This is a genomic window from Pseudomonas sp. NBRC 111119 (assembly GCF_001320125.1).
Classification (GTDB): domain Bacteria; phylum Pseudomonadota; class Gammaproteobacteria; order Pseudomonadales; family Pseudomonadaceae; genus Aquipseudomonas; species Aquipseudomonas parafulva.
Genome location: NZ_BCAV01000007.1, coordinates 230,033 through 242,137, shown reverse-complemented (window position 1 = coordinate 242,137; position 12,105 = coordinate 230,033). Strand labels below are relative to the sequence as shown.

Genomic DNA, 12,105 nt, shown 5'->3' with positions numbered 1-12,105 from the left:
CCTTGTAGGGACAGGCTCACCCGCGCCAAGGGCGACACGGTCTCAAGGCAGGGCGTAAGCGATCACATAGTCGCCCCGGTCAGTCGACTGGCGTGCGCCGCCGGCGGTGATCACCACGTACTGCTTGCCGGTCTTGGGCGATACATAGGTCATCGGGCCACCCTGGCTACCCACCGGCAGGCGTGCTTTCCAGATCTCGTTACCGTTACTGCTGTCATAGGCGCGCAGGTAGAAGTCCTGGGTGCCGGCAATGAATACCAGCCCGCCTTGGGTCGACAGGGTGCCACCGAGTGTCGGCAGGCCGATCTTGATGGGCAGGTGCATGCGGATGCCCAGTGGGCCGGTGTCTTCGACGGTGCCAACCGGGACCTGCCAGGCCACCTGGCGGGTTTTCATGTCGATGGCGGTGAGGGTGCCGAACGGGGGAGCCTGGCACGGAATGCCGGCCACTGACAGGAAGCGGTTCTTGTTCACCGCATACGGCGTGCCTTTGAGCGGTACCGCGCCCATGCCGGTGTTCAACGACTCGCCACCGGAAGCTGCCTTGCCCTGGTTCTGCGACGGGATCATCTGGATCCACAGGCCCAGGCGCATGTCGTTGACGAAGATGAAGCCATGCACCGGGTCGGTGGAAATACTGCCCCAGTTCATGCCGCCCAGCGAACCGGGGAAGCTCAGCGACAGGTCCGTGCCTGGCGCGGTGTACAGGCCGTCATAGCGCATTTTCTTGAAGTCGATGCGGCACAGCAGTTGATCGTACGGGGTGGCCCCCCACATGTCCGACTCGGTCAGGGTCTGCGCACCGATCTGCGGCATGCCCACCGATTTAGGCTGGGTTGGCGAGTAAGGCTCGTTGGGGATGTTGCTCGGCTTGACCGGTACTTCGTCGACCTGGGTCAGCGGCTTGCCGGTGGCGCGGTCCAGCACGTAGATCTGCCCGGCCTTGGTGCCGATCACAACCGCAGGCACCGACTGGCCGTCGTCCTTGGTGAAGTCGATCAGGCTTGGCTGCATCGGCAGGTCGAAGTCCCACAGGTCGTTGTGGACAGTCTGGTAGACCCACTTCTGGTTGCCGGTAGTCGCGTCCAGGGCCAGGACCGAAGCGCCATAGGTGTGGTCCAGTTTGTTGCGCTCCACACCGTAGATGTCGGTGGAGGACGACCCCATGGGCAGGAACACGGTGTTCATCGCCGGGTCGTAGGACATCGGCGCCCAGCTGTTGGGGGTGCTGCGCACGTAGGTGTTGTCACCCTGTGGCGCCTGACGGTCTTGCGGGTTGCCCGGGTCGAACGCCCAGCGCATGGCCCCGGTGTACACGTCGAAGCCACGGATCACACCGCCTGGCATGTCGGTCTGTACGTTGTCGGCAACACGCCCGCCAACCACCACCGTGGTGCCGGCCATCAGCGGCGCCGAGGACAGCTGGTAGTAGGAGTCCGGTACATCGCCCAGGCCAGCCTTGAGGTCGACTTGGCCATTGTTGCCAAAGCCCTGGCAGAACTCACCGTTGTCGGCATCCACGGCAATCAGGCGGCCGTCGATGGTATTGGTGAGCAGGCGGCGCTGGCAGTTGGCACCCGCAGGCACGCTGGCGACGCTGACCGGGGTGCTGTTGGGCTGGGTAGGCTGTGCCACGGCCGTGGTGGCGTCGAAGTAAGCCATGCCACGGCAGCGCTGCCAGACCTTGGACTGGGCGTTGATGGCGTTCTTCCACAGCTCCTTGCCGGTGTCGGCATCCAGCGCGATCAGGTTGTTGTGTGGGGTGCAGATGAACACCTTGTTGCCAATCTGCAACGGGGTGAGCTGGTCTTCGGCACCGTTGCCGTCACTGATGGCCACGTCGCCGGTGTGGTAGGTCCACGCCACTTTCAGTTTGTCGACGTTGTCACGGCGGATCTGGTCCAGCGCTGCGAAGCGGCTGCCACCTTCGGTATTGCCATAGTGGGCCCAGTCTTTCTGTGCGGTGCCGGGCTCCACCGGGGTCAGGCCAGGGCCGTCGCCAGTGGGCGCAACGCTGGGGTGGGCGACGAACATGTTACCGGCGGCGATCGCCAGCACTACGCCCATGACCGCCGCCACGCCGTAGGCGCTGCGCCCTGCGCTGGCACCGCTGGCCCGTGCCAGCATCGGGTAGGCAAGGGCGACGACCGCGCCGATGGCGCCGAACATGAACAGGCGCGAGAACAGCGGCCAGAACACCAGGCCGGCGTCCGCCACGGCCCACAGCACGGTCCCCAGCAGGAACACGGCATACAGCCAGGCCCCGGCCCGCTTGCGCCGGGCGATGAGAATGCCGGCCAGGGCCATGGCCAGGCCGCCGATCAGGAAGTACCAGGAGCCGCCCAGGCCGGCGAGCTTGAAGCCGCCGGCGGCCAGCAGAAGGCCAAGCAGGGCAATGATGATGCCCAGCCCGCCCAGGACGAAAGTTGAGGCGCCAGAAGTGCGCGGTGTGTGTGTCATGCCAGGGATCTCAGCAGGTGGAATGCGCCGAGTTTAAACGCTTAGCTTGCTAATTAACAAGTTGGTACAAAATATTCTGAGGCTGATTGTCGCAGGTCTGGAACTTATAAAATGCTGCCAAATACCGGCAAATGATCCGCAAATATGGGTTAACTTGCGGCTAAAAACGTTATTGAATCCAGATGTAGACTTTCGTAGAACCCGTTGATAGCTAGGCGCCAAGCGGCAGCAGTAAACCAATCACCACGAACAGCCCACCGCAGCAGCAGTTGAACCCGGCGCCGCCCTGGCTCAGCCACGGCCGGATGCGAAACGCCAAGCGGGCCAACAGGTACTCCACCGCAAGCTCGACACTGGCAAAGGTAGCTGCCATCACCGCGAACTGCACGGGCAGGCCGCGCTGCGGGTCGATGAACTGTGGCAAGAAGGCGCCGTAGAACAGCAGTACCTTGGGGTTGGCCAGGGCCGACAGCAGGCCTTGGCGAAACAGGCTGCCATTGCCCTGTACTGCCCCATGCCCGGCTGCTGCGAGGTGAAGCCCCGGGCCGCGCCACAGCTGAATGCCCAGCCACACCAGGTAGGCACCGCCCGCCCATTTCAGCCCGCGCAACGCTGACGGGTATGCCTGCAACAGCGCACCGATGCCGAACATGGCCAAGGCGATCAGCGCAACGAACCCCACCACGCCGCCGAGAATGGTGAACAGGGTGCGATGTGCGCCATAGAGTGCGCCGTGGGTGAGGGCCAGCAGGCTGTTGGGCCCAGGGGTAACTGCCAGCCCAGCACTGGCCAGCAGGTAGATAAGCCAGGTTTCGATTGCCATGCTGCGAGCGCTAGTTGCCGGGAAGAGCGCCAGTTTAGGAGGCCTTGATGACGAGTGCAGGGTAGTATCTGGTCATTCCATGGTCATATCTGGACAGTCTGTATGCACCCCGACATTCGCTTGCTGATCGTACCGATGCCCGATTTTGCCCTGCTGCCTTTCGGCGCTCTGCTCGACAAGCTGCGTTTCAGCGCTGACGACGAGGATTACAGCCGCCAGCGTTATTGCGCCTGGACAGTAGCCGGGCTGACGGCAGAGCCGGTAGCCTCCAGCTGCGGTGCAGTGGTGCAGGTGGAGGGTGCAGTCGATCAGCTGGAATTGTCTGGTTTTGACTACCTGGTGTTGTTGGGTGGCCGAGGCGCCATGGCAACGGCGGCCAAGGCGCCAGACTACGCAGGGCTGCTGAAAAAAGCCGCCAGGGCAGGGGTGAAGTTGGTGGGCGTGGACAACGCAGCTTTTTTGCTGGCAGCGTGCGGCCTTCTGCAAGGGCACAGGGCGGTGATTCACTGGCGCCATCAAGCTGAGTTTCGCGCTGCGTTCCCTCACCTGCAGATGCTCCCGGAGCAGCTGTTCTGCATCGATGGCGACCGCATCACCTGCGCGGGGGGGACCGCGGTTGTCGACCTGGTTGTAGCCTTGCTGGCAAAAGCGTGTGGGCGAGCCCGAGCGTTGAAAGGGCTGGCAGACATGCTGATGGACGAACCCCGAGACAGCCACCACGCACTGCGAACGCTGGAGCCTGGGCCCGGCGCAGGTCGGCTGGTGGCACGCGCGCAGGCGCTGATGCGCCATCACCTGGGCACGCCATTGCCTGTGGAGCACCTGGCGGCTGAACTGGGGATCAGCAGGCGGCAACTGGACCGGCAGTTCCAGGCCAGCCAGGGCATGAGTGCCAAGGCCTGGTGGCACGAGATGCGTCTGCAACAGGCGCGCTGGCGCCTGCTCAAGTCAAGCCACAGCCTGGCGCAGATCGCCTACGAGGTGGGGTTGGGGGACGCCAGCCACCTGGGCAAATGCGTGCTCAAGCGTTTTGCTTGTACGGCGCAGCAGTTGCGCGCAGGAGGTGGGTAGGCCTGACGCCTGTCAGGCCGGCCTGGCCCGATTACTGGGGGGTGCCGAACAGGCCGGTCCAATAAATGCCAGCATCGCTTTTCGGGTCGGTGGCATAGGCGGCGCCCAAGTCGCGGAAGTCCGGGTTCATCAGGGTTGCGCAATGCCCAGGGCTGTCGAGCCAGCCTTGAACCACCTTTTGCGCAGTGTCGCGGCCAGCGGTGATGTTCTCGCCAATCTGCTGGTACAGGTACCCGGCCAGTTCGGCGCGATCACCCGGTGTACGGCCATCCTTGTCGATATGGTCGAAGAAGTTCTGGTTGGCCATGGCCCGCGTATGGTTGGCAGCCACCCCAGCCAGCACGGCGTTCCAGGTAAGTGGCGGCGCGGCGGCGAACGGCTGGCCACCGCACTGGCGCGGCTGCTGGCGTGCTGCATTGATTGCCTGCAGTACCTTCTGCCCTTCGGCCTGCCAGTCACCCAGGCGACCGCTTAGCAGAGGGCGCGCCAGCACGATCCGCCAGTCTCGCCCTTCCTGGCTGACGCCGATGTCCACGAACTGCGGGTCGAGCACCACCTGACAAAAGCTTTCTTCGATGGCATGCATGGCCGCACGGGCATCGCGCGGGCCGGACAGGCTGATGGCCTGCACGTTGACCATGGGGTAGGCGGCGCGCGTCATGGCTTGCTGCAGGTCGCGGGTGCCCTCAGGCGACAACGCCAGGCGTGTATCGCTGTTGAGCGGGGGAAGCTCCAGCGAAGCTTCCGCGCCACAGGACTGTGCCGTGCTGCGGTAGACATTGATCGAGTCGATCAGTTGCGCCTCTTCGCCGGTTACCGCCAGCGCTCCAGTCGAGATAAGCAGGCCCAGCGAAAAGGCAGCAACGGATGGCAGGACGCGCATGTGGATCTCCCTGTAACTGGCAGCGTCGTGGTTCGCGCTGCTCATCCTACACAAGCCCGGTGGTTTACGCCCGAGCCTGTGCAACCCAGTGAACGGGTTGGCATGCACCGATGTGCCGTGCGTTTTACCCTAAGCGGCAATGGACCGCAGCCAGAGGCAAAAGTGCGATTGGGTGATCTGAAGGCGGCCGAGCTTGCGCAACGATTCAGCGTGGTAGCACGTTCCCTTAAGCGTCGGCCCAGCGGTTTAGTCCAGCGTCAGCATCAACACCAAAGGCAGGGTCGCTGCAGCCGTTACTGTCTGCAGCGCAATGATGGTTGCCATCAGCGGTGCGTTGCCGCCCATCTGCCTGGCCATGACGTAGGAGGACGATGCGGTGGGTAGCGCCTGGAACAGCACCGCGACCACCGCCGCCTGGCCACTGAGGCCAAGCAGCCGGCACAACGCCCACGCCAAGGTCGGCATGACCAGGAACTTGAAGCCCGACGCGGCCATTACAGGCCGCACCTGCTGGCCCACGCGCGCGCCGCCCAGCGCCGCGCCCACGCACAACAGCCCGAGTGGCAGCGCGGCCTGGCCCAGCGCCTTGACCGTCGGCTCGATGCCGGCGGGCAGGCCCAGGCCGGTAACCCGCAGTAGCAGCCCGCCAGCGCAGCCGATGATCAGCGGGTTGGCGAAGATCGCGCGCAGCACCGTAAGGGGCGAGCTGTGGCGCGCGCTGAAGCGTGCAAACACCAGCACGCAAAGCAAGTTGACCAGGGGCACGATGGCCGCGTTGGCTACCGCCGCCAAGGCAATGCCGGCCGTGCCGTAAATGCCGGCGGCCAGGGTCGCCCCAATGTAGTTGTTGAAGCGCACGCCACCCTGGAAGACTGACGTGAAGTCAGCGCCGTCGTGCTGGCTGATGCCTTGGTACAGCATCAGCAGCCCTGCGCCGGCCACGGTCGAGAGCATCAACACCGCCACCATGCCCAACACCGGCACGCCATCAAGGTTGGCGGTGGCCAGCCCATGTAGAAACAGCGAGGGCAGCAATACGTAGTAGCTCAGGCGTTCGGCACCCGGCCAGAAACCGTCGGCCAGGAACCCCCTGATGCGCAGAAAGGTGCCCAAGGCGATCAACAGAATGATCGGCAACAGCGTGGTCAGCAGCAAGTGCAGCATGTTCGGTGATCCGTGGCCGGGTACGGCGCATAGCGTACCGGTTGCGCGCAGGCTTTAGAAACGCCAAGAACGCTTTGGTCGCTGCGTCAGCGCCGCCCGCGGCCGTAAGCCTGGCTGATGCGGTCGATCACCATGGCCAGCGCCACAATGGCCAGCCCCGCTTCCATGCCCTGGCCAACGTTCAGCGTCTGGATGCCCGCCAGCACGTCCTCGCCCAGCCCCCGTGCACCGATCATCGAGGCCACCACCACCATCGACAGGGCCATCATCACCGACTGGTTGAGGCCGGCCATGATGCTCGGCAGTGCCAACGGCAGTGCGATGCGCCGCAACCGCTGCCAGCGGCTGGCGCCCAGCCCGTGTGCGGCTTGCAACAGCGAAGGGTCGATCTGGGCCAGGCCTAGTTCGGTCAGGCGCACCAGCGGTGGCAGGGCGTAGATCAGGGTGGCGAACACCGCAGGCACTTTGCCCAGGCCGAACAGCATCAGCACCGGGATCAGGTAGACGAACGCCGGCAGTGTCTGCATCACGTCCAGCACCGGCATGATCAGCCGCCGGGCCAGTGGGCGTGCGGCCAGCAGAATGCCGAGCGGTACGCCGATCAGCACGCACAGGCCGGTGCTTACCAGCACCAGGGCAAGGGTTTGCAGCAGCTTGTCCCACAGCCCGAGCATGCCGATGAGCGCCAGCAACCCCACAAGCACCAGGCTTCGTACACCGCTGCGGGTGGCGTGCCATGCCACCAAGCCCACCAGTAACAGCAGCAGCCACCAGGGCACCAAACGCAGCAGGTTTTCCAACCCGACCAGCACCTGCAGCAGTTGGTCGGACACCGCGCGCAGGTGGTCGCCATAGTTCAGTACCAGCCAGTCCACCAGCCTGTTGATGCCGTCGGCAAATGAGAACTGCAACGCTTGTGGAAAGCCCTCACTCACAGGCTGGCCTCGACCTTGGCCGCGATGTCCGCGGGCAGCCACGCTTTCCACACTGCCGGGTTGTCGCGCATGAACGCCAGTGCAGCTTCTCGTGGGGGTGTGCGTTTCTCGCTCATGCTTGCCAGGGTGCGGTTAAGCAGGTCAATGGGCAGATCGACCTGCTCGAACACCTTCACCAGGTCGGGGTAGTTGTCACGGAACGCCTTGGACACCCCGATCGACAGTTTGGCCGGTAATGAACTGCTGCCCTTGGGCGCCGGGTTGGCGGCATCGGTGAGCGTTGCCCAGGCCTGGGCGTCGAAGGGCGGTTCCTGTAGCCGAATGAGCTTGTACCGGCCCATCAACGGGGTAGGGTTCCAGTAATAGAACAGCACCGGCTGGCCACGGCGGATCGCCGAGCCGATTTCGGCATCCATCGCTGCGCCAGAGCCGCTGCGGAAATTGCTGTACAGGTCGTTCAGGCCGTAGGCCTTGAGCTTCTGGCTGTTGACGGTTTCAGACGTCCAGCCGCTGGGGCTGTTGAGGAAGCGCCCCTTGCCTGGCGCCTCGGGGTCGCGGAACACCTGAGGGTACTGTTTCAGATCTTCGACACTGCGCAATTGTGGCGCCAGGGGTTTGATGTTGCGAGCAGTGTCACCTTCGACCACATAGGCCGGTACCCACCAGCCTTCCTCGGCATGCTTCACGGTGTCGCCCAGTGCGAACACCTGCCCGGCCTGCTCAGCCTTGACCCAGGCCGGGCTGCGGCCAGCCCATTCTTCGGCGATCACTTGCAGGTCATTGCGGGCCAGGGCCACTTCCATGCTGACGGTACTGCCGGGCAGGGTGTCGGTGGCATGGCCGTAACCGCGCTCGGCGATCACGCGCAGCAATTCGGTAGTGAATGCGCCGCTTTCCCAGCCAATGGCGCCGAAGTGGATCGGCGCTTGCGGTTGCGCTGCCGCTGCACTGTCTGCACTGGCCAGCCCCAGCGCCAGCAGCGCCCCCAATAGCAGCGTTGGGCCTTTCTTCATGAACACCTCGTCGTCTACGGCACCTTGGGAATGGGGCAAGTGTAGACGAAGGGATGAACAGCCCTGGCAGGCTTAGACGCGGAACTGGTCCATCAGCGCCTGTTGCTGGTTGGCCAGGCTGTTGAGCGATTGGCTCACGCGCGCTGATTCGTTGGCCTGGCCAGACAGCGATTCGGTGACGTCGCGAATGGTTGCCACGTTGCTGTTGATTTCCTCGGCCACCGCGCTTTGCTCTTCAGCGGCCGAGGCAATCTGCAGGTTCATGTCGGTGATCACCGTGACCGCCTGGCCAATGCGCTGCAGCGCGGTAACCGCCTGGCCCACCTGCTGCACACCGCTTTGGGCCTGGCGATGGCTATTGTCCATGGCGCCTACCACCTCACGGGTGCCGTCCTGCAGCGCTTCGATCACCTGGCGGGTTTCCTCCACCGACTGCTGGGTGCGCTGGGCGAGGTTGCGCACTTCGTCGGCGACTACGGCAAAGCCACGCCCGGCCTCGCCGGCGCGCGCGGCTTCAATGGCGGCGTTGAGCGCCAGCAGGTTGGTCTGTTCGGCAATGGAGCGGATCACTTCCAGCACCGAGCCAATCTTCTCGCTGTTCTGCGCCAGGCCTTGCACCTCGGCCATGGCGCCGCTCATGTCCGATGCCAGGGCATCGATGCTGTGAGTGGTGCGCTCGATCACCGCCAGGCCTTCGCGGGTGGCCTGGTCGGCCTCGCGTGCAGCCTGGGCGGCCTGCGCAGCGCTGCGCGCCACATCCTGGGCGGTTGCGCTCATCTCGTGGGAGGCGGTGGCCACCTGATCGACCTGGCGATACTGCTGCTCCATCCCGGCGCTGGTTTCAGTGGCGATGGCCGACGACTGGTCGGCGGTGGAACGGGCAGCATGCACCGACTCCTTCACCTCGGCGATGGTCGGCTGCAACTTGTCCAGGAACCGGTTGAACCAGCCGGCCAGCTCCCCCAGTTCATCCTGCTTCTGGTAGGTCAGGCGGCGGGTCAGGTCACCCTCGCCGCTGGCGATGTCCTTGAGCATCGCGGCCACGCCCAGAATCGGCCGGGTCACCCCGCGAGCCATCAGCCACACCAGCAGCAACCCCAGAATCGCGGCGGCAAGGCCCAGGCCGAGTTCCAGCAGGGTGCCGCTGGTATTCAGCGCATCCAGTTCCTGCTGCAGGGCTTCGGCCGGGCCGGTCAGGGCGTTCTCCGGCACATCCAGCAGCACACCCCAGGGCTTGGCGTCGGGGATGGGGCGGAAGGCCGCCAGCACCTTGAGGCGCTGGCGGTCGTTGAGAATGACCATCTTGCCATCGGCCAGCTTGCGTACCAGTTCGGCGCCCTTGGCGGTATCCACCTGGTCGAAGCGCTGGGCCAGTTTGCTGGCGTCGGCGCTGTAGCCGGCCAGCAAGCCCACAGGGCTGAGGATGCCCACCGTGGTACGGCCTTCATAGAGGCTGGCACTGGCTTCCTGGCTCAGCGCCTGCAAGCTGTTCAGGTTGATGTCGGCCGAGAGCGTGGCGATGATCTTGCCGTCTACGGTAAGCGGGAACACGATGCTGGTCATCAGCACCTGCTGGCCGTCGATGTCGTAGAAGTAGGGCTCCACCACGCAGACCTTGCCAGTGGTGCGCGGGCACACCCACCAGGTATTGGCGGGCTGGCCGCTGGGGCCGATGTCGGTGTCGGCCATGTCGTGCTCCGGGAGCGCCATGGACGTCAGTTGACCGGCGCGCGGCTGCGACCAGTACAGGGCAAAGCGCCCGGTTTCGTTGCTGCCCAGCTCCGGCTTGCCGGCAAACAGGCTGTCCTTGTTGTCCAGCGCATTGGGCTCGAACACCAGTGACAGCCCGAGCAGTTCAGGGTTTGCCTGCAGCGCGGCGCGTACCTGGCGGGTCATGTCCTCACGCAGGTCGAACGCATCAAGGAAGCGCTTTTCCGCCTGCTCGCGCAGGAACAGCACCTGGCGGGCAAACCCGGCGCCGTATTGGTAGGCATCCATGAACTGGCGGCGGATGTTCAGTGCCTGTACTTCACCCTGGGATTCGATGCGCGATTGGGCCGACTCGGTCAGCATCTGCATGCTGCTGGCCTTCACCAGGTCGGAGCTGTGGTCCATGCGGTACAGCGACAGGCCGACGAGCAGGGTGACGATGCCTGCCAGGCACAGGCCGGCAAGCAGGGTGATCTTCCACTGGATGGAAAGTTGTCGCAAAGGCATGGGGCGTTTCCCTTTTCTAGGAGTAAGGGTTATGGCTTCGAAGGGGCGCTTCGCAGCCCCACAGGGCTATCGGCGTCAATAGCGCTTTCTTTATTCAAACGTTCAATTTAACCGAAGGGCCGCGGGTAAAACGCCGCAACATGGCGTTTTTGACATCTGCGGCTCACTGCTTCAGAGTGCGCGCTTTTTTTCCGTCGTTATGAGGTAAGCCAACATGAATGCAGTGATCGCCGCGGTCGGCATCATGCTGATACTCAGCCTGTCCCGCGTGCACGTGGTCATCGCCCTGATCATCGGTGCCCTGGTGGGCGGGCTGGTCGGTGGCCTGGGCATCGACGGTACCCTCAAGGCCTTCAACGGTGGCCTGGGGGGAGGGGCCACGGTGGCGTTGTCGTATGCCTTGCTCGGCGCCTTTGCCGTGGCCATTGCCAAATCCGGGCTGGCCCACGCACTGGCCGACCGGGCACTGGCCATGATCGACCGGCAGGGGCATGCCAATGGCGGCAAGGTAAAGTGGCTGATGATCGGCCTGATGCTGGTGGTTGCCGTGTGTTCGCAGAACATCCTGCCCATTCATATTGCCTTCATCCCCCTGCTGGTGCCGCCGCTGCTGTATGTGCTTACCCGCCTGCGCATCGACCGCCGGTTGATTGCCTGCGTCATCACCTTTGGCCTTATTACCCCTTACATCTTCCTGCCCGTGGGGTTTGGCAACATCTTCCTCAACCAGATTCTGCTGGCCAACGTGGCCCGCGCCGGCGTGGACATCACTGGCCTCAATGTCACCCATGCCATGGCCATCCCAGCGGCAGGCATGCTGGTAGGCCTGTTGACGGCAGTGTTCATCAGCTACCGCAAGAAACGTGACTACGACCTGGCGCGCATCGAGCAGGTGGAGCAGGTGAGCGTGCAGTACAACCCCATGACGCTGCTGGTCGCCGGGGTGGCGATTGTCGCCGCCTTCATCGTGCAGCTGGTGCTGGACTCGATGATCATCGGGGCCATGGCCGGCTTCCTGATTTTCTCGCTGTCGGGCATCGTCAAATGGCGGGATACCGATGACCTGTTCACCGAAGGCATGAAGATGATGGCCATGATTGGTTTCATCATGATTACGGCGTCGGGCTTTGCCGATGTGATGAAGGCCACCGGGGAAGTGCAGAGCCTGGTGGAAGCGGCGGCGCAGTGGATCGATCACAGCAAGGGTATCGGTGCCCTGCTGATGCTGTTGGTTGGCCTGTTGGTCACCATGGGCATTGGCTCGTCGTTTTCCACCGTGCCGATCCTGGCAGCGATCTTCGTGCCGCTGTGTGTGCAGTTGGGGTTCGACCCACTGGCCACGGTGTGCATCGTGGGCACCGCCGGGGCCTTGGGGGATGCTGGCTCGCCGGCCTCCGACTCGACCCTGGGCCCAACCTCGGGGCTGAATGTGGACGGGCAGCACCATCATATCTGGGACACGGTGGTGCCGACCTTCATCCACTACAACTTGCCGCTGCTGGCATTCGGCTGGCTGGCGGCAATGACGTTGTAGGGGAG

General features: G+C 64.1%; 9 protein-coding genes and 1 pseudogene. 2 read left to right on the top strand and 8 right to left on the bottom strand.

Annotated features, from left to right (window positions below; all coding sequences use genetic code 11):
- Positions 1-42: 42 nt before the first annotated feature.
- Together APH25_RS03855 and APH25_RS03850 are read right to left on the bottom strand one after the other, a co-directional pair.
- On the bottom strand, positions 43-2,460 hold the full coding sequence (locus APH25_RS03855; RefSeq protein ID WP_060481108.1) for a glucose/quinate/shikimate family membrane-bound PQQ-dependent dehydrogenase: 2,418 nt from the start codon (positions 2,458-2,460) through the stop codon (positions 43-45).
- Positions 2,461-2,671: 211 nt separating this feature from the next.
- Positions 2,672-3,283 carry a LysE family translocator gene (locus tag APH25_RS03850; protein ID WP_060481107.1) on the bottom strand — a complete coding sequence of 204 codons (612 nt, stop codon included), beginning with the start codon at positions 3,281-3,283 and terminating at the stop codon, positions 2,672-2,674.
- 102 nt (positions 3,284-3,385) lie between these two features.
- Between APH25_RS03850 and APH25_RS03845 the strand changes: the two genes are divergently transcribed.
- Positions 3,386-4,354 (top strand): GlxA family transcriptional regulator, encoded by a 969-nt coding sequence (locus APH25_RS03845; protein ID WP_060481106.1) that lies wholly within the window; start codon positions 3,386-3,388, stop codon positions 4,352-4,354.
- Positions 4,355-4,385: 31 nt separating this feature from the next.
- On the opposite strand, the gene APH25_RS03840 is transcribed toward APH25_RS03845, so the two are convergent.
- From APH25_RS03840 to APH25_RS26180, 6 genes and pseudogenes are all read right to left on the bottom strand, one after another.
- The gene (locus tag APH25_RS03840) at positions 4,386-5,237 is read right to left on the bottom strand and encodes a CAP domain-containing protein (RefSeq protein ID WP_028633840.1); all 852 of its coding nucleotides are present in this window, start codon (positions 5,235-5,237) and stop codon (positions 4,386-4,388) included.
- A 246-nt stretch (positions 5,238-5,483) separates the two neighbouring features.
- Positions 5,484-6,401 (bottom strand): AEC family transporter, encoded by a 918-nt coding sequence (locus APH25_RS03835; protein WP_060481105.1) that lies wholly within the window; start codon positions 6,399-6,401, stop codon positions 5,484-5,486.
- A gap of 86 nt (positions 6,402-6,487) precedes the next feature.
- Positions 6,488-7,336: a proline/glycine betaine ABC transporter permease gene (locus APH25_RS03830; RefSeq protein ID WP_028633842.1), complete on the bottom strand. Its 849-nt coding sequence runs from the start codon at positions 7,334-7,336 to the stop codon at positions 6,488-6,490.
- Positions 7,333-8,349, bottom strand: coding sequence for an ABC transporter substrate-binding protein (locus tag APH25_RS03825; RefSeq protein ID WP_060481104.1), 1,017 nt, complete (start codon positions 8,347-8,349; stop codon positions 7,333-7,335). The genes APH25_RS03830 and APH25_RS03825 overlap by 4 nt, the downstream gene beginning before the upstream one ends.
- 72 nt (positions 8,350-8,421) lie before the next feature.
- Positions 8,422-9,177, bottom strand: a complete 756-nt coding sequence (locus APH25_RS26185) for a methyl-accepting chemotaxis protein (protein ID WP_371262495.1) — start codon at positions 9,175-9,177, stop codon at positions 8,422-8,424.
- A 102-nt stretch (positions 9,178-9,279) separates the two neighbouring features.
- Positions 9,280-10,245 (bottom strand): annotated as a pseudogene (locus tag APH25_RS26180) (HAMP domain-containing protein); the annotation flags it as partial.
- A 535-nt stretch (positions 10,246-10,780) separates the two neighbouring features.
- On the opposite strand from APH25_RS26180, the gene APH25_RS03815 reads away from it, so the two are divergent.
- Positions 10,781-12,100, top strand: a complete 1,320-nt coding sequence (locus APH25_RS03815; RefSeq protein ID WP_060481102.1) for a Na+/H+ antiporter family protein — start codon at positions 10,781-10,783, stop codon at positions 12,098-12,100.
- The last annotated feature ends 5 nt before the right edge of the window (positions 12,101-12,105 follow it).